Origin of the sequence: Pseudomonas sp. HT11 (assembly GCF_044875395.1) — a bacterium.
In the GTDB taxonomy this organism is placed as follows: domain Bacteria; phylum Pseudomonadota; class Gammaproteobacteria; order Pseudomonadales; family Pseudomonadaceae; genus Aquipseudomonas.
The window spans coordinates 30,629-50,548 of sequence record NZ_CP173217.1 but is presented as its reverse complement, the minus strand read 5'-3'; the positions used below and the strand labels follow the sequence as shown (position 1 = coordinate 50,548).

Below are 19,920 nucleotides of genomic sequence, written 5' to 3'. Positions count from 1 at the left end.
GTTTATGCCCTCTCGCCGCGAATGGAAACAGCCGGGAAGGGGTATTGCTCGTTGCGTTCAACCCAGTCCATAAAGTCGGCGCGGGCGCCGGGGAAGCCGATCATGGTCCAGCCGACCATGCCTTTGTTGCCGCCGTGGATCGGGTCGCAGAAGAACCCTTCCTTGGTGTTTTGCAGCAGCAGGTTGAAGAACATCTTTGCGGGCACCGTCTCAAAGTGCGCAGTCACTTCGCTGCCGCCGGCTTCAAGGCGACGCAGCATATCGTCCTGGGTAGCGCTGTCTTGCGCGGCAAAGGCCTTGCCGTTAAACGCCTTCGACCACGCATCCGTCGCTGCAATGCCCAGGCGATAAATGTCCTTGGGCACCAGCTTGCTCTGCCAGCCCATCTCCGGGGCCGCATCGGCGTTGAACGGGCCCTGCATGAACCACAGCGCGCCCGCGGCGTAAGGCGTGTTCATCTGGCGGTCGATGTATTCCGGCGCACCAGCCTCCAGGGCGCCAGGGCCTTGGGCATCAGCAGGAATCAAACGCGCGACGGCGGCGTTGAGAAACGCCCACTCTTCAGCCGTGAAATAGCTCGGCTCGTAGGCGTTGTCGCTGACCGGCGGCTTAGCCTCGGCAGCCTGCACCGGTTCCGGCGTGGCCATCAGCATCGAACCACCAAAGCCGGTGCTGGCAACCGTGACCACCGGGATCAAGGTCAAGGATTTGCGCAAAAAATCACGCCGGGGGTTGTCTTGATCTTGATCAGACATGGGTGCACCTCATCATGTGGTCACGGGTTTATCAGCCGCTTCTGGGAGCAGCGTGAAGGCTTGCCAGGAAATTGGATCCAAAGGGATAGAACACAGTGGCAAACAATAGTTACAAATGATAGCAGGCTAAGAATTGAGAAAATCGGTTCAGCGAGAAAAACAGCAGATCAGATCGGTATTCACGATTCTTTGACGAGTACCTCACGCCGCATTGACCCCGCGTAGGCGAATCTTTGGCCCATCAGCCATTTCCCTATTCGGTTACAACGCGCATGTTCGAGATTCGATTGCTGCCTGCCCTCGGCATGGCGCTTCTGGCCCTGTTCGCCACCGCGCACGCCCAGGCGGACGGCGCCTCCTCCCTACGCTCACCGGAATGGGCCCAGCCTGTGGGCGACCAGTTCAATCTGCACCAAATGACGCCCACGCTGTATCGCAGCGCGCTGCCCAACGGCAATGCGCTCCCCGTATTGGAAAATCTGAAGATCGCCACGGTGATCAACTTTCTGCCGGAATCTGATGCGACGTGGCTCAAGACTTCTGATATCAAACAGGTGCAGCTGACTTATCGCACCAATCACGTCGACGATTCGGACGTGCTCGCGGCGTTAAGGGCCATTCAGGATGCAGAAACCAAAGGCCCGGTGCTGATGCACTGCAAACACGGCTCGGACCGCACAGGTCTGATGGCGGCGATGTACCGCGTGGTGATCCAGGGCTGGAGCAAGGAAGATGCGCTGAACGAAATGACCCTGGGCGGTTTTGGTACCAGCAACGGTTTCAGGGACAGCGTTCGCTACATGATGAAAGCCGATGTCGACAAGTTGCGTACGGCCTTGGCGAATGGCGATTGCAGCACCAGTGCGTTTGCCCTGTGCTCGATGAACAGTTGGCTCAACACGGCCAATAGCAGCCGTGTCGACACCAAAAAAGACGCTGAACTGGTACTGACACCCTGATGGGCGTCAGTCTTTTTTCAGCTTCGGATTGGGAAAAAACTGCACGGCCTGCACCTTCGGGTCCGGCGCTTTCAATGCCGATGTATTAACCCGCGTGCCCAACTCCTTGGGCACCGACAGACCTTGGTCATTCAACGTGTCGGTATAACCGCAAGCCACACATTCGCGGTGCGGCACGTTGTCTTCGGTCCACATCTTCAACTTGTCCGGCTCGCTGCACGCCGGGCAGACCGCCCCGGCGATAAATTGCTTTTTGGTAATCACAGGCCCTTCGCTCATGCTGCCGCGTCCTCACTCAGGCCGCTGTGGCGCAAGAGTGCGTCAATCGACGGCGCACGTCCGCGGAAGTCGACGAACAGCACCATCGGTGCCTGCGAACCGCCGCGCGCCAGAATGGCTTCGCGGAAGGCGCGGCCGGTCTCGGCGTTCAGCACGCCGTCTTCTTCAAACTTGGAGAAGGCATCCGCCGACAGCACTTCCGCCCACTTGTAGCTGTAGTAACCCGCCGCGTACCCGCCGGCAAAGATGTGCGCGAAGCTGTTAGGGAAGCGGTTGTACGCCGGTGGGCGCATCACCGAGACCTCATCGCGCACGCCTTCAAGCACTTGCGCAACGCTGCGGCCATCGCCGTGGGTGGCATGCAGTTCGAAGTCGAACAGCGAGAACTCAAGCTGGCGCACCATCATCAGGCCGGACTGGAAGTTCTTCGCCGCGAGCATTTTTTCCAGCAGGTCCTGGGGCAGCGGCTCGCCGGTTTCATAGTGGCCGGAAATCAGTGCCAGGCCTTCCGGCTCCCAGCACCAGTTCTCCATGAACTGGCTCGGCAATTCCACCGCGTCCCAGGCCACGCCGTTGATGCCGGAGACGCCGGCGTGTTCGACACGGGTCAGCAGGTGATGCAGGCCGTGGCCGAATTCGTGGAACAGCGTGGTCACTTCATCGTGGGTCAGCAGGGCAGGCTTGCCGCTGTCGGCCGGGGTGAAGTTGCACACCAGGTTAGCCACCGGGCTTTGCAGCACGCCGTCAACCGTGCGGCGACGGTCACGCGCGCCGTCCATCCAGGCGCCGCCACGCTTGTTGGCGCGGGCGTACAGGTCGAAGAAGAAGCGGCCGACGTGCTGGCCGTTTTCCTTGATTTCAAACAGGCGAACGTCCGGGTGCCAAGTGTCGAAACCTTTTTGCTCGGCGATCTCGATGCCGTACAGGCGCTGGACGATGGCAAACAGGCCGCCCAATACTTTGTCGATCGGGAAGTAGGCGCGCAGGGCTTCCTGGGACACGCTGTAGCGCTGCTCGCGGAGTTTTTCGCCGTAGAAACCACTGTCCCAGCTCTGCAGATCCGCACAGCCTTGTTCGGCGGCATACGCCTTGAGCTGTTGCAGGTCCTGGGCGGCAAACGGCTTGCTGCGCTTGGCCAGGTCGCGCAGAAAGCTCAGCACCTGGTCGCTGGACTCGGCCATTTTGGTCGCCAGGCTCAGCTCGGAGAACGACGCATAGCCCAACAGCTGGGCCAGCTCCTGACGCAGGTCGAGGATCTGTTCCATCACCGGACCGTTATCATTCTTACCGGCATTCGGGCCTTGGTCCGACGCGCGGGTGCAGTAGGCCGCGTAGACCTCTTCGCGCAGGGCGCGGTCGTGGGCGTAGGTCATCACCGCGTAGTAGCTGGGGAATTCCAGGGTGATCAGCCAGCCATCGAGGCCTTTGGCCTGGGCGGCGGCGGCCATTTGCGCCTTGGCCGAATCGGTCAGGCCGGCGAGGGTGGCTTCATCGGTAACGTGCTTGGTCCAGGCCTGGGTGGCATCCAACAGTTGGTTGGAAAATTTGCTGCCCAGCTCGGACAGCTTGCTCTGCACTTCGGCGTAGCGCTTTTGCTGCTCAGGCGGCAAATCGATACCCGACAGGCGGAAGTCGCGCAGCGAGTGCTCAAGGATAGTCTTTTGCGCCACGTCGAAACCGGCCGCTTCGGGGCTGTTAGCCAAGGCTTCGAAGGCCTGGAACAGTGCGCGGTTCTGGCCCATTTCGGTGGAGTAGGCGCTCAATGCCGGCAGGCAAGCCTCGTAGGCTTCACGCAGTTCAGCGCTGTTGCATACGGCATTCAGGTGGCTGACCGGGCTCCAGGCGGCGCCCAGGCGGTCATTCAGTTCATCCATCGCCAGCACCAGGCCGGCCCATGTAGGATTTTTACCCTGGCTTTGCAGGATGCCTTCGATGGCAACACGGTTGTCGGCGAGGATCTGTTCGATGGCCGGTTGCACGTGCTCGGCACGGATCGCCGAGAACGGCGGCAGGTCGTAGGACTGCAGAAGAGGGTTGTTCGCGCTCACGGTGGGCACCTTGGCTGAAGAAACATGTAAGAACAAAGATGGGGCCATCTTAATTACAATCAACACCCACCGCAGCTATCAGCAGAAGAGAGAGAGGCTATCGTGACCCTTCGCACCTATCAGAACCACACGCCAACCCTGGGCGCCGGGGCTTTTGTCGATATTTCGGCGGTGGTGATCGGCGATGTCGAAATCGGCGCCGACAGCTCGGTTTGGCCGCTGACGGTGATTCGCGGCGACATGCACCGCATCCGCATCGGTGCGCGCACCAGCGTGCAGGACGGCTGCGTGTTGCACATCACCCATGCCGGGCCGTTCAACCCGGACGGCTTCCCGCTGCTGATCGGCGATGACGTAACCATCGCCCACAAGGTCATGCTGCATGGCTGCACGGTGGGCAACCGCATCCTGATCGGCATGGGCAGCATCGTGATGGACGGCGCCGTGGTGGGGGACGACGTGATCATCGGCGCCGGCAGCCTGGTGCCGCCGGGCAAGAAACTGGAGAGCGGTTTTTTGTACGTGGGCAGCCCGGTTAAACAGATCCGCCCATTGACTGACAAAGAGCGTGCCTTTTTCACCTACAGCGCCGCGAACTACGTGAAGCTCAAAGACCTGCACCTGGCGCAAGGATTCGACCGATGACCCTGAACTACTCCACCGTGCTGTTCGACCTGGACGGCACCCTGACCGACCCGCGCGAGGGCATCACCCGTTCGATCCAGTACGCCCTCGGCAAACTCGGCATTGATGAACCCGACTTGACCAAGCTGGAACACTTTATCGGCCCGCCATTGCTGCAAGCCTTCATGCAGTTCTATGGCTTCGATGAGGCCAAGGCCTGGGAAGCGGTGAATTTTTATCGCGAACGCTTCAAGGTCACCGGCCTGTATGAAAACCGCGTATTCGACGGCGTCATGCCGTTGCTTGAGGAACTGAATGGCCAAGGCCGCCAGCTGTATGTGGCCACGTCCAAGCCGTGGGTATTCGCCCGCGAGATTGCCCGGCACTTTGATTTTGCCAAGCACTTCAAGGTGATCTACGGCAGCGAACTGGACGGCACGCGCACCAACAAGGTTGAGTTGATTGCGCACTTGATGAATGAAGAGGGCCTGGACCCGGCGACCACGTTGATGATCGGGGACCGCAAGCATGACCTGATCGGGGCCCGCAGCAATGGGCTTGACTCCGCGGCGGTGGGGTATGGGTTTGGCAGTTTTGAAGAGCTGAATGCCGAGGCGCCGACCTGGCATTTTGAGACGTTGGATGAGATGCATCAGGCGTTCATGAGGCGCGGCTGATGCCGCTATCGCAGGCAAGCCAGCTCCCACATTCGACCGCATTCTCATGTTGAAACTGGGTCAAGTGTGGGAGCTGGCTTGCCTGCGATGAGGCCCTAACGGCCGCCATCCTCCAACTGCCGCAACGCCGCCTTACGCTGCTCCACCGGCAAGCCACCCATCTTCTCCACCGCCGCAAAGAACTTCACCCAATCCCCACCTTCCTGCGCAAACAACGCCGCAAACGCCGGCACCCATTGGTCATACAGCCCAAACGGCAGCAACCGCGCGTTGTTCATCGGCTGGTTGATCCACACGTCGTAACGTTTATCACCTCCCCACTGGCTATCGCGCATTTGCCGGTAATCGCTGCGCAAACGCTCGAATTCCGCCGCCTTGGCCTGGCGCATCACATCAACTGCCAAGGGCTGTGCGTAAAGCTTTTCCAGGCGTTTACGGGTATCCAGCACCAGTCGGATAAATTGATCACGCTGCTGCAAGGCCGCATCGCTCAGAGGCGCCAAGCCCCGCGCGGCACGCCATTGACGAGTGCCTTCCTGCTCGACGAAGTTGGCATACGACTCGTTGAACTCGGTGTCGTCCTTCACATAAAAACGCTGGTGCGCCAGCTCATGAAAAATCAGCGTGGCCAGGCGCTCATCGCCCCAGTTCATCATCGAATTCATGATCGGGTCGTTGAACCACCCCAAGGTGGAATAGGCCTCGACGCCACCAATCGACACGTCCATGCCTTGTTGCTGCAGCAACGCCGCCTCACCGCGCGCCGCGCCCTGGTTGTAATAACCGCGATAGGCGACGCATCCGGCAATCGGGAAGCAATGGGTTTCGGGAGAGAGGGAAAATTCCGTCGTGGCGAATACATTCCAGACTACGTATGGCCGGCCAATGTCCGCGTACAACCTGTAACTCTGGTTGTCGGGCAAGTGCAGGTGCTCACTGGCGAACGTGCGGGCTTTTTGCGACTGCACCAAGTGCTCACGCAATACCTGTGGGCGAGAAGGGTCGGCGATCACCTCGGCAACCGGCTCACGGGCCCGCAGCAATTGCCATTGGCCGCTGGCGAGCTGGCTGTAATAACTGACACTTGAGCAGCCGCTGAGCAATACCATCGTTAGCCCTGGAAGAAAGCGCCTCAACATGCTCCGACTGCTCCTGGGTAATTTGCTCGCCAGCCTATCCTGCCTGCACGGAATTTTTCCATGGCCTGGCGTGTTTATACTCATGAGGAGTCTGCTGCCATCGGCGCCGGGCTCAATTCCTTCCTACCGTTGAGTGCCTGCCATGCGCCAGCTCCTGCTACCCGTGACCGTTCTGTTTCTCAGCGCCTGTGCTTCTACGCCGATTCCCCCGTTGGATCCGCATCAGGCCTGGGTCGACTTCGCCACCCCGACACCCGGCGCCAAACTGGTGATGGCCCAGCGCCTGGACGGCAAGAATCTGAATGACGGGCGTTTTTTCCAAGTGCCACCCGGCAGCCACGAGCTGATGGTGCGCTTTGATTTCGAGGTGAACACAGGTACAGGCTTTGGCGGGCTGGACCAGACGCACGACCGCACCTGTTTCATGACCCTGCAGTACGACAATTTCCAGGCAGGCCAGCGCTATGTGCTGGAAGGGCGCTCGCTGGCCTTCACGCCCAACATTCGGCTGTATAACTCAGCGCGTCAGTTGCTGGCGCAGGAGCGCAGCGTGAACTGCATCTGATCAGTCGTTGTTCTTCTGATAAACGATGGCTTTGGTGCCGTTTTCACAGCTGCCGACGACCATGGCGCTGTCATGCTTGTCGGCTTCTTCCTTGCTGACGATTTCCAAGGTGTAGGACGGCACGGCGTTAGCCTGGATCTTGACCTCGATCTCTTTTCTAAGCTCTTCACAATCTTTTGGAGCGGCCACGGCCGAAGTGGCCAAAACACCGCAGATGATCGCCAAGGCAAAACGTTTCATGTGTGAAGCTCCCTGAATGCATGCGCACGAGTGTGCGCCTAGCTGCATAGGCTATAGGACCACATAGGGGAAACACGAGTTCTGATTTAAAGCAGAACTAAATGTGGGAGCGGGCGTGTGTGGAAGCTGGCTCGCCTGCGATGGCAGTGCCTCGGTGCAACTGCAAAACCAAGGTGTGCCTATCGCGGGCAAGCCCGGCTCTCACACAAACCCACTCCCACACTGGATCTACGCGGTTACGCAGACCGCATTAGCTGACGAGCGTGGCATCCAGGCTGATCTTGGCGTTCAGCACCTTGGACACCGGGCAGCCTTCCTTAGCCTTCTTGCTCAGTTCGTCGAACTGCGCCTGGCTTGCGCCCGGGATCTTGGCTTTCAATACCAAATGCACAGCAGTAATTGCGAAGCCGCCTTCCACTTGGTCCAGCGTCACTTCAGCCTGGGTGTCGATGCTGTCAGCCTTGAGGCCGGCGTCGCCCAGAATCATCGAAAACGCCATGGAGAAACAGCCGGCGTGCGCCGCACCAATCAGCTCCTCAGGGTTTGTGCCCTTGCCGCCTTCGAAACGGGCCTTGAAGCCGTAGGGCGCTTCGCGCAGTACGCCGGTTTCAGTGGAAATGGAACCCAGGCCTGTCTTCAGATCACCTTCCCAATGCGCGGATGCTTTTTTAACGATACTCATAGCGGTCTCCTCGAACGGTGGTTTTGCTTCAGTAAGGTTCTGAGGATAGAAGCTCTGGCAAAGTTCATCTTGTCGGAGAAACCTAGCATTCCAGTAGGAAATTTCCCTAGCTACTATTGAATCTCGGGTATATGCCCTCATTGCATACAACATGCACATGAAGCGGCAGGTTTTGGTTCGTCTATAAGCCTGCGCACCTATTGGAGAAGCAGGCTTATGAAATCGCTGTCCGACGTGAAATTCTCGACCCTGGACCTGGTGCCCGTGCGCGCCAATGGCAGCCCGGCGCAGTCGTTGCGCAATTCCCTGGACTTGGCCCAGCACGTGGAAAAGTTTGGCTACAACCGTTTCTGGGTGGCCGAACACCACAACATGGATGGCATCGCCAGCTCTGCCACCTCGGTATTGCTCGGCTACCTGGCCGGTGGCACCTCGACCATCCGTGTCGGCTCCGGCGGCGTAATGCTGCCCAACCATGCACCGCTGGTGATCGCTGAGCAGTTCGGCACCCTGGAAAGCCTGTATCCGGGCCGGATCGACCTGGGCCTGGGCCGCGCGCCGGGTTCTGATCAGATGACCGCCCGCGCCCTGCGTCGCGAACGCTCGGGCAGCGCCGACGACTTCCCTGATGATGTGGCCGAGCTGATGGCTTACCTGGGCCCACGCACGCCGGATCAACGGGTTATTGCCGTGCCGGGCACCGGAACCAATGTGCCCGTGTGGTTGCTCGGCTCCAGTTTGTTCAGCGCGCAATTGGCCGGTGAGCGCGGTTTGCCCTACGCCTTCGCCTCGCATTTCGCACCGCGCCTGATGCATGAAGCTATTCGCGTGTACCGCAATCACTTCAAGCCTTCAGCCGTATTGGACAAGCCCTACGTGATGCTTGGCATCCCGCTGGTGGCCGCCGATACCGACGAGCAGGCCGATTACTTGGCCACCTCGGTGTACCAGCGCATCCTCGCGCTGATGCGCGGGCAAAGCCTGGTGCAACGTCCGCCGGTCAAGACCATGGACGGCCTGTGGCTGCCCCATGAAAAAGACGCGGTCGCCAGCTTCCTCGGCCTGGCCATGGTCGGCAGTCCGGGGAAGATCCGCGCAAAACTGGACGTGCTGGTTGAGCAGACCGGTGCCGATGAGCTGATCTTTACCTGCGACCTATACGAGCATGCCGACCGGATTCATTCCTACGAGCTGCTGGCGCAGTTGATGAAGGGCTAACAACATCCGCAGACAAAAAAAACGACGCACCTGTGCGTCGTTTTTTATGTCTGGAGCAAGGGGTTAACCGCGCTTGTAGACGATTTCCTTGGTGCCGGCTTCGCAGCTACCGACGACTGTGTGGTCGCTGGGTGCCGCGCCTTTGTCTACTACCTCCAGCGAGTAACCCGAGGCGCCCTTGGCGTCGATTTTCGCTGCGATTTCGCTTTTCAGCTCTTCACAAGGCTTGCCCGCCGCCAGGGCTGTGCCCGCAATGCTCAACAAACCTACCGCTAACAGGAACTTCTTCATCCGTTACTTTCCTTGCGCTGATCGAAAAGAGCGTGCCGACGCTTTCGCATCGGCACCCATTGGTTGTAGCGCAGGTTATGGCAATCGGCCAGTCGGCAAAGTTCAACCGACGTGATCAACTACTGGCGATTCGGAACCCCACCTTGAGCGTGACCTGGAAGTGCGCAGCCTTGCCGTCCTTGATGTGACCACGGGTTTCAGTCACTTCGAACCATTCCAGGTGCTTGATGCTTTTGTTCGCTTCGGCGATGGCGTTGTTGATGGCGTCTTCGATGCTGGTCGCCGACGAACCCACCAATTCGACTTTCTTGTACGTGTGATGATCAGACATGGCGTTTCTCCTGAGGTCTTTAGTGAGCGTAGCAGTCAATGTTCGTACTGCTTCTGGCGACTATTCCCACTCAAAAGTTCAGATTTACTGCACTTTCTGAAAACGCTGGAGTCGGTATCTACACATGCCACTCAATCACTTCAGGAGAGTCCACATGGCCAACACTTCTTTACGCAAAGCGTCGCTGGAAAGCATGGAAGCCGAGATTTCGAGCCTTCTCAAGTCCCTTGAGAGCCTTAAGGACGATGCGTCCGACGAGTCGCGCAAAACGCTGAAGGCCCTGAAAAGCAATGCCGAGAATGCCCTCAAGCACTCCCGTCATCTGATCAGCGATGCCTACGAAGAAAGCAAAGTCAAAATCCGCGAAACCGGTGTTGCAACCCGGGACTACGCACAAGAGCACCCATGGACTACCGCCGGCGTCGCCGTTGGCGCGCTGGGTCTGCTGGCGGCTTACCTGCTGTGCAAACGTGGCGACTGAAATACCGGCTACACCGGCTGGCGCAACAGCTCTGCCTTGAGCCACTGCGCCAGTTGACCCGCGCGTCCGTCTGCGGCGCGCTTGGGTAGCCACAGCGCCAGGTGCGCCGGGGTTTCGCTGAAACCCCACGGCGCCACCAGGCGACCCGCACGCAGGTCCTCTGCCACCAGCGGTTCTGGCGCAATTGCCACCCCAAGCCCTGCCACCGCCGCCTCCAGCAAATAATACAAATGCTCAAACCCCTGGCCGTGTTTCAACGCGCCGGGTGCAATGCCGTATTGCTGCGCCCAACTGGGCCAGGCTTGCGGGCGCGAGGTGGTGTGCAACAAGGCTTCGCCGCACAAGGCTTGCGCCGGGGCCTGGCGCAAACGCTCGTAACTGGCAAAGCGCGGACTCATTACCGGGCCAATGCGCTCGCTGGCCAACTCGTACACCTGCATGTCCGCCGGCCACGGCGGCTCAGCGAACACCAGCAGGGCGTCGAGGCCGGGACGCCTGGGGTCAAGATCGCCGTCACCTGCTGACAGGTGCAGGCGCAAGTCCGGCAGGTCGGCGTTCAAGCGGCCCAGGCGCGGGATCAACCAGCGCGCCAACAAACTGCCCGAGCAGCCCAGCACGAACGGCGCATCGGCGCTGGCCTGGGTCAGCTCGGCGCACACATCCCTCAAACGTTCGAACGCCTCTGCGCTGGCATCGCGTAGCCGAACACCGGCATCTGTGAGTTTAAGGCCGCGTCCCTCTTTGGCGAACAGGCTGACACCCAAATGCTCTTCGAGCACCTTCAACTGGCGGCTGACGGCGCCGTGTGTCACATGGAGTTGCTCGGCAGCCTGGCTAACGCTGTTGAGCCGGGCGGTGGCTTCAAATGCACGCAAGGCATTGAGGGGTGGTAGGTCTCGGCTCATCTGTGAGTTTTCCTGACAGGTTTCGGCGATCTTATCGGTTTTCAGCGTAGCGTGTCAGGGGTAGAGTGGGCCTCATTGCCTCTCCTCACATTCTTTACCGGAGCGCCCCATGACTCAGTCCCAGACCGATCTACGCAACGGCCCAGACGCCAACGGCTTGTTTGGCGCGTTCGGTGGCCGCTACGTCGCTGAAACCCTGATGCCGTTGATCCTCGACCTGGCCCGCGAATACGAAGCCGCCAAGATCGATCCGGCATTCAACGAAGAATTGGCCTACTTCCAGCGCGACTACGTCGGACGTCCAAGCCCGCTGTATTTCGCTGAGCGCCTGACTGAATTCTGCGGCGGCGCCAAGATTTACCTCAAGCGCGAAGAGCTCAACCACACCGGCGCGCACAAGATCAACAACTGCATCGGCCAGATCCTGCTGGCGCGGCGCATGGGCAAGAAACGCATCATCGCCGAGACCGGCGCCGGCATGCACGGCGTGGCCACCGCCACCGTGGCCGCGCGTTTTGGCCTCGACTGCGTGATCTACATGGGCACCACCGACATCGAGCGCCAGCAGGCCAACGTGTTCCGCATGAAGCTGCTGGGCGCCGAAGTGATCCCGGTGGTCGCCGGCACCGGCACCCTCAAAGACGCGATGAACGAAGCCCTGCGTGACTGGGTGACCAACGTCGACAGCACCTTCTACCTGATCGGCACCGTCGCCGGCCCACACCCCTACCCGGCGATGGTGCGCGACTTCCAGGCCGTGATCGGCAAAGAAACCCGCGACCAACTGCAAGCCCAGGAAGGCCGCCTGCCGGACAGCCTGGTGGCGTGCATCGGCGGCGGTTCCAACGCCATGGGCCTGTTCCACCCGTTCCTGGATGACACCAGCGTCGAGATCATCGGCGTTGAAGCGGCCGGCCACGGCATCGAAACCGGCAAACATGCCGCCAGCCTCAACGGCGGCGTACCCGGCGTGCTGCACGGCAACCGCACCTTCCTGCTGCAGGATGACGACGGCCAGATCATTGACGCCCACTCGATTTCCGCCGGCCTCGACTACCCGGGCATCGGCCCTGAACACGCCTGGTTGCATGACATCGGCCGCGTCCAGTACACCTCGGTGAACGACGACGAAGCCCTCGAGGCGTTCCACACATGCTGCCGCCTGGAAGGGATTATTCCCGCACTGGAAAGCGCCCACGCCCTGGCTGAAGTGTTCAAACGCGCACCGAACCTGCCGAAAGATCACCTGATGGTGGTCAACCTTTCCGGCCGTGGCGACAAAGACATGCAAACCGTGATGCACCATATGCAACAGTCGAAGCAGGAGAAACACTGATGAGCCGCCTGCAAACCCGTTTTGCGCAACTCAAAGAACAAAACCGCGCCGCGCTGGTGACGTTCGTCACCGCTGGCGACCCGGGTTATGACACCTCGCTGGCGATCCTCAAAGGCTTGCCGGCAGCTGGCGCCGACGTGATCGAGCTGGGCATGCCCTTCACCGACCCGATGGCCGACGGCCCGGCGATTCAACTGGCCAACATCCGCGCGCTGGAAGCCAAGCAGAACCTGGCGAAAACCCTGCAAATGGTTCGCGAGTTCCGCAAAGACAACAACGACACGCCGCTGGTGTTGATGGGCTACTTCAACCCGATCCACAAATATGGCGTGCCGCAGTTCATCGGCGACGCCAAGGAAGCCGGCGTAGACGGCCTGATCGTGGTCGACATGCCGCCTGAGCATAACGGCGAGCTGTGCGACCCGGCCCAGGCAGCAGGCATCGACTTTATCCGCCTGACCACGCCAACCACCGATGACGTGCGCCTGCCGACCGTGCTCAATGGCAGCTCCGGCTTTGTGTACTACGTGTCGGTGGCCGGTGTGACCGGTGCCGGGGCGGCCACCCTGGAGCACGTTGAAGAAGCCGTGACTCGCCTGCGTCGGCATACCGACCTGCCGATCAGCATCGGCTTTGGTATCCGCACGCCGGAACAGGCAGCCGCTATCGCGCGCCTGGCGGACGGTGTGGTGGTCGGTTCGGCGCTGATTGATCACATCGCCACTGCCAAAAATGATCAGCAGGCGATTGATGGCTTGTTGACCTTGTGCGCGGCGCTGTCGGAAGGCGTTCGCGACGCCCGTAAGTAAACGCCGTGTAGCAGTAGGTAAAGTTCCTGATACAGAGGAATCATACTGTCGAATCAGTACCTAAACTGACAAGACCAAGGGATTTCGAACCCGGTTCGAAATCCCTTTTTTGTTCGTGCAGTACTGAGGAAACACCCCATGAAAATGCCTAAACGTTTGATCGCTGGTCTCGGCGTGCTGATGCTCGGCGCGAGTGCCTTGGTGCAGGCCGCGCCACCTGACCAACGGGGCGATGACAATGGTCCTGGCCCTGGCCGTGGCGGCCCGCAAGGCCAGCACGAGCAACGCGGCGATGACCATCGTGGCCCGCAGAACAACCGTCGTGGCCCGCCTCAGGACTTCGGCCCGGTACGCCAGATCATCCACGACAACCACGGCCAGTTCGCCCGTGGCGCACCGCCGCCACCGAATGTACGCCTGGTCCGCGGCCAGCCACTGCCACGCGGCTACTACGGCGAACGCCTGGACAACCGCGCCCTGGCACGCCTGCCGGTTTACCCGGGTTATGAATGGCGCCGTTCCGGCCCGGACGTGGTCTTGATTGCAGTCGGCACAGGCATCGTCTACGAGATTCTGGACGGCGTACTTAACTAATCCCTCGCACTACCCTGTGGCGAGCGGGCTTGCCCCGCGTTGGGGTGCGAAGCGCCCCCAAAACCGGATAACGCGGTTTCCCTGAGACACCGCAGTGGCCCTGATGGGGCTGCTGCGCAGCCCAACGCGGGGCAAGCCCGCTCGCCGCAGGCTATTCCTTCAGTTCAATACGTTCGACTTTGCCTACAAGCAACACATAGGACAGCGCGCCCAACAGCGCCAGCACCGCAATGTAGGTAATCGCCGGCGCAAACGAATCCCCGCTGGCCAAAAAGCCAATCACAATCGGCGTCGTAATCGCCGACAAGTTACCGATAAAGTTAAACACCCCACCGGTCAACCCCAGCAGCCGCGCAGGCGCCAAGGTCGACACCAGCGACCAGGTAATCGACGCCAGGCCATTCCCAAAGAACGCCACCGCCAGAAACGCAATCACCCACGTCGTCGAATCCACATAGTTGGCGCCAATGATCGCCGTGGAAATCAGCAGCCCGCCAATAATCGGCAACTTGCGCGCAAAGCCTACCGACGTGCCCCGGCGAATCAGCCAGTCAGAAAACAGCCCCGAACACAGTACGCCGACAAAAGCCGCCAGAAACGGCAGCGACGCCAGCAAGCCCGACTTGATGAAGTCCATGCCGCGATATTTCACCAGGTAGGTCGGGAACCACGTCAGAAAAAACCACAACGTGGAGTTCAGGCAAAACTGCCCCAGGTAGATGCCCCACAGCTTGCGCTTGCTCAGTACGATCCCAAGGTCGACCCAACTGAATGGCGCCTTGACCGCTTTGGCCTGCATATCCACCAGCCCGCCGCCTTCGCGAATCAGCTCGATTTCAGCCGCATTGGCGCCTTTGAAGTCCTTCGGCTCGCGGTACACCGCGTACCAGATCAGCGCCCACACAATGCCCACGCCACCGGTGGTGACAAACACCATGTGCCAGCCAAACGCGTGTTGCAGCCAGGCCAGTACCGGTGTGAGAAACGCCAGCCCGACAAACTGCCCGGAGGTATAAACGCCAATCGCCGTGGCCCGCTCGCGCTCGGGAAACCAGGTGGTGACCACGCGACTGTTGATCGGATAGGCCGGCGCCTCCAGCGCGCCGACCGCCATGCGCAGCACAAACAGCGCGATAAAGCTGGCGGCAAAACCAAGCATCACCGTGGCAATCGACCACAGCAGCAAGGCCACGGTGTAGAGAATGCGTGGCGGCACACGGTCCACCAACCAGCCGCCGGGAATCTGCATGGCGGCGTAGGTCCAGCCGAATGCCGAGAAGATCAGCCCGACATGCACCGGGTCGATGCCCAACTCGCTGGTCAGCGCCGGGGCGGCAATCGACAGGTTGCTGCGGTCGAGGTAGTTGATCACCACGGTGATAAACAGCAGCACCATGATGAAGAAACGCTTTCTGCTGGGCGTGACGAGAGAAGCCTGCCCGGTGAAGGATTCAGGGTGCATGGGGGTTGCCTCTTCTTATGTTTATTGAGGACAGGTCTTACTGGACCAAAGGTAAGAGGGGGCTTGCCCCCGATGAGGAGTGCCAGTCACCGAATGCATCAACTGATACACCGCTATCGGGGGCAAGCCCCCTCCCGCATTTGTGTCCGATTCGTCAGGGGCTGATCACCACTCGGCAAAGCTGCCGTCGGCATGCCGCCAGATCGGGTTGCGCCAGCGGTGGCCGATAGCCGCGCGCTCGATCACGTATTCCTCGTTGATCTCGATGCCCAGGCCTGGCCCGTTGGGGATTTTCACAAAGCCTTTGTCATAGTCGAACACGCCCGGGTCGCGCACATAGTCGAGCAGGTCGTTGCTCTCGTTGTAGTGAATGCCCAGGCTTTGCTCCTGGATAAACGCGTTGTAGCAAACCGCGTCCAGTTGCAGACAGGCCGCCAATGCAATCGGGCCCAGCGGGCAGTGCAGGGCCAGGGCCACGTCGTAGGCTTCGGCCATGTTGGCGATCTTGCGGGTTTCGGTGATGCCGCCGGCGTGGGAGGCGTCCGGCTGGATGATGTCGACGTAACCTTCGCTGAGCACGCGCTTGAAGTCCCACCGTGAGAACAGGCGCTCGCCCAGTGCAATCGGCGTGCTGGTCAACGGCGCCAGTTCTTTGAGCGCTTCGTAGTTTTCGCTGAGCACCGGCTCTTCGATAAACATGAGCTTGTAAGGGTCGAGTTCTTTCATCAGCACCTTGGCCATGGGCTTGTGCACCCGGCCATGGAAGTCGACGCCAATGCCGACGTTCGGGCCCACCGCATCGCGCACGGCGGCAACGTTGGCCAGGGCCAGGTCGACTTTTTCAAAACTGTCGACAAACTGCAGCTCCTCGGTGCCGTTCATTTTCACGGCAGTGAAGCCACGGGCCACGGCCTCTTTGGCTGCACGCGCGGTATCGGCGGGGCGGTCGCCGCCGATCCATGAATACACGCGAATCTTGTCGCGTACCTGGCCGCCCAACAGGTCGCTGACCGACACACCGAGCGCCTTGCCCTTAATGTCCCACAGCGCCTGGTCGATACCGGCGAGGGCGCTCATGTGCACGGCGCCGCCCCGGTAGAAGCCGCCGCGATAGAGCACCGTCCAGATGTCTTCGATATTGCGTGGGTCTTTGCCGATCAGGTAGTCGGAAAGTTCTTCGACAGCCGCCGCCACTGTGTGCGCGCGGCCCTCGACCACAGGTTCACCCCAGCCGGTCACGCCCTGGTCGGTTTCGACCTTGAGGAAGCACCAGCGCGGCGGGACGATGAAGGTGGTCAGTTTGGTGATTTTCATCTTCTTATCTCTCTTGTCGATGCAGCGCCGAGGGCGCAAAACTTGCGTTCTTTTCAGGCCATCAATTCAGCGCATTCCAGGCGGCGACATACGCCTGGGCACTGCTCGCCACTTGATCCACAGACATGCCCGGCTTGAACAACCCGGACCCCAGGCCGAAGCCCTTGGCGCCTGCGTCGAAATACACCTGCATGTTGTCCGGGGTCACGCCGCCGACCGGCAGCAGCAACGTGCCCGCCGGCAATACCGCCAACCACGCCTTGATCACGGCCGGGCCCATTTGCTCGGCCGGGAAAAGCTTCAGTACGTCGGCGCCTTCGGCCAACGCGGCGAAGGCTTCGGTGGGCGTGGCCACACCCGGCGACAGGTACAAGCCCGCCGCTTTCGCGGCGCGTAGCACCTTGGCATCGCTGTGGGGCATGACGATCACTTGGCCACCGGCGGCTTTGACGTGCTCGACCTGCTCGGGCGTCAACACGGTGCCCGCGCCGATCAGGCAATCGGCGGGCAGGCTGTCGCGCAGCGTGCGGATGCTGGTGTAAGGGTCCGGCGAATTGAGCGGAACTTCGATCACGCGAAAGCCGGCCTGATAGAGCACTTGGCCGATCGCTTCAGCTTCGTGCGGTCGTACACCGCGCAGGATTGCGATCAAACCGTTGTGTGCGAGTGCTTGCTTGAGCATGTCAGGCCTCCAGGACCGGTTGAGTGAGCCCGGCCGCCACGGCCAATTGCCACAGGCCGCGTTCGGTGGCCGCTTGCGCCAGGCTGACGTGGGCGAAACCGCAGAGGGCGAGGGCGCGCTGGTAACGGGCGCAGAGCGCTGCGGTGCCGACCAGGACGATGGGCTTGTGTTTTGCAGGTGCCGGTAAACCGGCGAGTTCATGCCCGATCAGCAGGCCGGACAGGTAATCCGGTTGCTGGTCGGGAGCCAGTTCGGCGGTCAGCCCGAGTGTGCGGGCGCTGAACAATGTCGAGAGCACGCCACGCTGGCCGTCGTTGGAGAGTGCCACCTGCACGCCGCGATCAAAGGCTTCGGCCTGGAAGTGGTCGGAGGTTTTTTGCGTACGGCCGAGAATGCTGTGCTGGCTCAGCACGGCAAACAGTTCGCCGGTCATGAAGGTGTCGAAGTGGGTGATGCAGCCATCCACCACCTCGACCCATTTGGAATGGCTGCCCGGCAGGCCGATCAATACCTCGGCCGCGAGGCCTTGCAGCACGCCCAGCACCTGGGTTTCTTCGCCGCGCATCACATTGGGCAAGCCCACCTGTTCGATCACGCCGGGCACGATATGCACCGCCACGCCGCGCAGGCTGCGCACGCTGTGCAGCGCCTGGCCGAGGCTTGCGACATCAACCGGCGTATTGCGATACGCCGCCTCACTCCAGCCCTGGGCACTGCCCACCATGCCGCAGGCGATCACCGGCAAGTCGGGCTGGGCGTCGAGCCAGTCGCCGCAGGCCGCGTCGAACGCCAACTCGAAGCCATCGCTGCAACGCACGCCGGCAATGTCACGGGGTTCGCTGGGCAGGTGCATGATGCCGAACGCCAGTGCGCGCTGGTCGAGCACCTTGCCGGCCGGGCCGAGTTTATAAGCACGAAGGGAGCTGGTCCCCCAGTCGAGCGCGATCAATTGCGCCTGCATCGCTTCACCTGAAATGAGTGGGTGCTGAAAAAAGCAGATGGGCGAATATAAACCTATGACTGGCGATATCTCAATATATAAATAACAGTCCCATATATTGGGCTAAACCATAAAAAATCCCATCGCCTTTGCACTAGGGGATGGGATTTTCATACGCACTGGTTAAAAAATAGACAGGTCCAGCTCGCGCATCGCGCCCATCCAGATCGCGTAATCGGTGTGATCCTTCAGGTCATCGCCGGTATCAGGGTGCAGGAACACCACCAGCCCCTCGCGATGCAAAGCCAGCCATGGCAACACCACACCGATGTATTCCGGCTCGAACGCCAGCTGGCAACTCCAGTCCGGGTGCGGGCCAACCGGGCGTTCATGCACGCGGCCCATGCGCAACGGAAACAGCTTGGCCGCGTCCTCGCAGAGCTGGCGCGCCTGGTCGATCGTGCTGGCGTCGAAGTAGATGTGAGCGTGGTAGCCCTTGATACGTTGCATGGCGAAATCCGGATCCAATATGCGCCGATCCTAGACCGCAATCGACGGCAGGGCCAGCCCGGTCAGCGACTGTGCGCTGCTGGCTTGCTCGGCCACCAGCCAGTCGACAAAGCGCTCGACCAACTGCCCCCGGCGTTTGCGCTGGGGCTGCACCACGTAATAACCGAAGCGTGAGATCACCGTGTCGCTGATCGGCCGGCACAGCCAGTTCTGCTCCAGCAGGTTATCCACCAAGTGGCGCCAGCCGATGGCCACGCCCTGGCCGGCAATCGCGGCCTGGATCAACAGGGTGTAGTTGTCGAAGCGCAGTTGGCCGGGTGTGGGCGCGGTGGTAATGCCCAGCTCGCGAAACACACCGCTCCAGTCGAACCACTGGCTGTTGTTTTCCTGGCGCAGGTGCAGCAGCGGACAGTCCGGCAGCGTCTGCACGGTCAGCGGCGTGGCCTGATCCTTGAGCCATTGCGGGCTGCACACCGGGAACACTTCCTCGTTGAACAGCCAGAGGCTGTCGCCCTGTTTGAAACGGCCATCGCCAAACAACACCGCCACGTCGATATCGCTGCGCAAGGTGGCATGGTTGCGTTCGCTGGTGACCAGGCTCACGTCAACCTGCGGGTTGGCCTGGTGAAAGCGGTGCAGGCGCGGCATCAGCCAGTAGGCGGCGAAGGCAAAGTCGGTGGCCACTTGCAGCACTTCATGCTGGTCTTGCTGGGTGATCGCGCTCAGGCCTTGGTTGATGGCCTGCAAACCGCCCTGCGCATGCTCAAACAACAGCGCGCCCGCGTCGGTCAGCTCAATGCCACGGTAGATGCGATCAAACAAACGCAGCCCAAGCTGTTCTTCGAGGCGTTTGATCTGCTGGCTGATGGCCGGCTGGGTGGTGCCCAGCTCCACGGCGGCAGCGGTAAAGCTGCGGTGGCGTGCCGCCGCCTCGAATGCGCGCAGCAGGTCGAGGGAAAGGTCGCCAAGGGCTTCATACATAAGCTGTGCTTATCCTAGACATTGCTTTTCATGGGCTTTACCCCATTTTCCATGGGCCGCATGCTCATTCGCATAAACACCGCCTATGGAATGCCGAA

24 protein-coding genes are annotated in these 19,920 nt (G+C 60.7%); 9 read left to right on the top strand and 15 right to left on the bottom strand.

What is annotated here, in order from left to right:
* Positions 1-2 precede the first annotated feature (2 nt).
* Complete coding sequence (locus ABWL43_RS00250; protein ID WP_242200508.1) at positions 3-755, bottom strand: gluconate 2-dehydrogenase subunit 3 family protein; 753 nt, start codon at positions 753-755, stop codon at positions 3-5.
* Between the two features lie 272 nt (positions 756-1,027).
* Here ABWL43_RS00250 and ABWL43_RS00245 point away from each other — a divergent pair, with 272 nt between their 5' ends.
* Positions 1,028-1,714, top strand: a complete 687-nt coding sequence (locus tag ABWL43_RS00245) for a dual specificity protein phosphatase family protein (RefSeq protein ID WP_369302759.1) — start codon at positions 1,028-1,030, stop codon at positions 1,712-1,714.
* A gap of 6 nt (positions 1,715-1,720) precedes the next feature.
* Here ABWL43_RS00245 and ABWL43_RS00240 read toward each other — a convergent pair whose 3' ends face one another.
* Together ABWL43_RS00240 and prlC are read right to left on the bottom strand one after the other, a co-directional pair.
* Complete coding sequence (locus tag ABWL43_RS00240; RefSeq protein ID WP_065902760.1) at positions 1,721-1,993, bottom strand: YheV family putative zinc ribbon protein; 273 nt, start codon at positions 1,991-1,993, stop codon at positions 1,721-1,723.
* A complete protein-coding gene (gene prlC, locus ABWL43_RS00235; RefSeq protein WP_178119644.1) occupies positions 1,990-4,089 on the bottom strand; it encodes an oligopeptidase A in 2,100 nt (699 codons plus the stop codon). Before prlC ends, ABWL43_RS00240 begins: the two co-directional genes overlap by 4 nt.
* A 54-nt stretch (positions 4,090-4,143) precedes the next feature.
* Here prlC and ABWL43_RS00230 point away from each other — a divergent pair, with 54 nt between their 5' ends.
* Both ABWL43_RS00230 and ABWL43_RS00225 read left to right on the top strand, forming a co-directional pair.
* The gene (locus tag ABWL43_RS00230; RefSeq protein WP_404486144.1) at positions 4,144-4,686 is read left to right on the top strand and encodes a gamma carbonic anhydrase family protein; all 543 of its coding nucleotides are present in this window, start codon (positions 4,144-4,146) and stop codon (positions 4,684-4,686) included.
* Positions 4,683-5,342, top strand: coding sequence for an HAD family hydrolase (locus ABWL43_RS00225; RefSeq protein ID WP_404486142.1), 660 nt, complete (start codon positions 4,683-4,685; stop codon positions 5,340-5,342). Before ABWL43_RS00230 ends, ABWL43_RS00225 begins: the two co-directional genes overlap by 4 nt.
* A 95-nt stretch (positions 5,343-5,437) precedes the next feature.
* Here ABWL43_RS00225 and ABWL43_RS00220 read toward each other — a convergent pair whose 3' ends face one another.
* Positions 5,438-6,481 (bottom strand): aminopeptidase, encoded by a 1,044-nt coding sequence (locus ABWL43_RS00220; protein ID WP_404486140.1) that lies wholly within the window; start codon positions 6,479-6,481, stop codon positions 5,438-5,440.
* A gap of 142 nt (positions 6,482-6,623) precedes the next feature.
* Between ABWL43_RS00220 and ABWL43_RS00215 the strand changes: the two genes are divergently transcribed.
* The gene (locus ABWL43_RS00215; protein ID WP_404486138.1) at positions 6,624-7,046 is read left to right on the top strand and encodes a hypothetical protein; all 423 of its coding nucleotides are present in this window, start codon (positions 6,624-6,626) and stop codon (positions 7,044-7,046) included.
* Here ABWL43_RS00215 and ABWL43_RS00210 read toward each other — a convergent pair whose 3' ends face one another.
* Together ABWL43_RS00210 and ABWL43_RS00205 are read right to left on the bottom strand one after the other, a co-directional pair.
* Positions 7,047-7,286 carry a DUF1161 domain-containing protein gene (locus tag ABWL43_RS00210; protein WP_010207769.1) on the bottom strand — a complete coding sequence of 80 codons (240 nt, stop codon included), beginning with the start codon at positions 7,284-7,286 and terminating at the stop codon, positions 7,047-7,049.
* A gap of 250 nt (positions 7,287-7,536) precedes the next feature.
* Complete coding sequence (locus ABWL43_RS00205) at positions 7,537-7,968, bottom strand: OsmC family protein (protein WP_141156381.1); 432 nt, start codon at positions 7,966-7,968, stop codon at positions 7,537-7,539.
* A 216-nt stretch (positions 7,969-8,184) separates the two neighbouring features.
* Here ABWL43_RS00205 and ABWL43_RS00200 point away from each other — a divergent pair, with 216 nt between their 5' ends.
* On the top strand, positions 8,185-9,186 hold the full coding sequence (locus tag ABWL43_RS00200) for an LLM class flavin-dependent oxidoreductase (protein WP_404486135.1): 1,002 nt from the start codon (positions 8,185-8,187) through the stop codon (positions 9,184-9,186).
* 63 nt (positions 9,187-9,249) lie between these two features.
* Here the strand turns inward: ABWL43_RS00200 and ABWL43_RS00195 are convergent, their stop codons facing one another.
* The gene (locus ABWL43_RS00195; protein WP_145158474.1) at positions 9,250-9,477 is read right to left on the bottom strand and encodes a DUF1161 domain-containing protein; all 228 of its coding nucleotides are present in this window, start codon (positions 9,475-9,477) and stop codon (positions 9,250-9,252) included.
* A gap of 115 nt (positions 9,478-9,592) precedes the next feature.
* Positions 9,593-9,808, bottom strand: a complete 216-nt coding sequence (locus ABWL43_RS00190) for a dodecin (RefSeq protein ID WP_145158472.1) — start codon at positions 9,806-9,808, stop codon at positions 9,593-9,595.
* Positions 9,809-9,962: 154 nt separating this feature from the next.
* On the opposite strand from ABWL43_RS00190, the gene ABWL43_RS00185 reads away from it, so the two are divergent.
* Positions 9,963-10,289: a YqjD family protein gene (locus ABWL43_RS00185; protein WP_003170746.1), complete on the top strand. Its 327-nt coding sequence runs from the start codon at positions 9,963-9,965 to the stop codon at positions 10,287-10,289.
* An 8-nt stretch (positions 10,290-10,297) separates the two neighbouring features.
* Here ABWL43_RS00185 and ABWL43_RS00180 read toward each other — a convergent pair whose 3' ends face one another.
* Positions 10,298-11,194: a LysR family transcriptional regulator gene (locus ABWL43_RS00180; protein ID WP_404486132.1), complete on the bottom strand. Its 897-nt coding sequence runs from the start codon at positions 11,192-11,194 to the stop codon at positions 10,298-10,300.
* A 109-nt stretch (positions 11,195-11,303) separates the two neighbouring features.
* Between ABWL43_RS00180 and trpB the strand changes: the two genes are divergently transcribed.
* The 3 genes from trpB (at position 11,304) to ABWL43_RS00165 (ending at position 13,933) form a co-directional block, all read left to right on the top strand.
* A complete protein-coding gene (gene trpB / locus ABWL43_RS00175) occupies positions 11,304-12,530 on the top strand; it encodes a tryptophan synthase subunit beta (protein ID WP_404486130.1) in 1,227 nt (408 codons plus the stop codon).
* On the top strand, positions 12,530-13,339 hold the full coding sequence (trpA, locus tag ABWL43_RS00170) for a tryptophan synthase subunit alpha (RefSeq protein WP_404486128.1): 810 nt from the start codon (positions 12,530-12,532) through the stop codon (positions 13,337-13,339). The genes trpB and trpA overlap by 1 nt, the downstream gene beginning before the upstream one ends.
* A 138-nt stretch (positions 13,340-13,477) precedes the next feature.
* The gene (locus ABWL43_RS00165; RefSeq protein WP_262206846.1) at positions 13,478-13,933 is read left to right on the top strand and encodes an RcnB family protein; all 456 of its coding nucleotides are present in this window, start codon (positions 13,478-13,480) and stop codon (positions 13,931-13,933) included.
* Between the two features lie 151 nt (positions 13,934-14,084).
* Here the strand turns inward: ABWL43_RS00165 and ABWL43_RS00160 are convergent, their stop codons facing one another.
* The 6 genes from ABWL43_RS00160 to ABWL43_RS00135 form a co-directional block, all read right to left on the bottom strand.
* Positions 14,085-15,395, bottom strand: coding sequence for an MFS transporter (locus ABWL43_RS00160; protein WP_404486126.1), 1,311 nt, complete (start codon positions 15,393-15,395; stop codon positions 14,085-14,087).
* A 165-nt stretch (positions 15,396-15,560) separates the two neighbouring features.
* Positions 15,561-16,709 (bottom strand): galactonate dehydratase, encoded by a 1,149-nt coding sequence (gene dgoD / locus ABWL43_RS00155; protein ID WP_017137927.1) that lies wholly within the window; start codon positions 16,707-16,709, stop codon positions 15,561-15,563.
* A gap of 61 nt (positions 16,710-16,770) precedes the next feature.
* A complete protein-coding gene (locus ABWL43_RS00150; protein WP_145158462.1) occupies positions 16,771-17,391 on the bottom strand; it encodes a 2-dehydro-3-deoxy-6-phosphogalactonate aldolase in 621 nt (206 codons plus the stop codon).
* A gap of 1 nt (position 17,392) precedes the next feature.
* The gene (locus ABWL43_RS00145) at positions 17,393-18,352 is read right to left on the bottom strand and encodes a 2-dehydro-3-deoxygalactonokinase (RefSeq protein WP_145158460.1); all 960 of its coding nucleotides are present in this window, start codon (positions 18,350-18,352) and stop codon (positions 17,393-17,395) included.
* 162 nt (positions 18,353-18,514) lie between these two features.
* Positions 18,515-18,841: a DOPA 4,5-dioxygenase family protein gene (locus ABWL43_RS00140; protein WP_106575995.1), complete on the bottom strand. Its 327-nt coding sequence runs from the start codon at positions 18,839-18,841 to the stop codon at positions 18,515-18,517.
* Positions 18,842-18,871: 30 nt separating this feature from the next.
* Positions 18,872-19,822: a choline sulfate utilization transcriptional regulator gene (locus ABWL43_RS00135; protein ID WP_262206842.1), complete on the bottom strand. Its 951-nt coding sequence runs from the start codon at positions 19,820-19,822 to the stop codon at positions 18,872-18,874.
* Between the last annotated feature and the right edge of the window lie 98 nt (positions 19,823-19,920).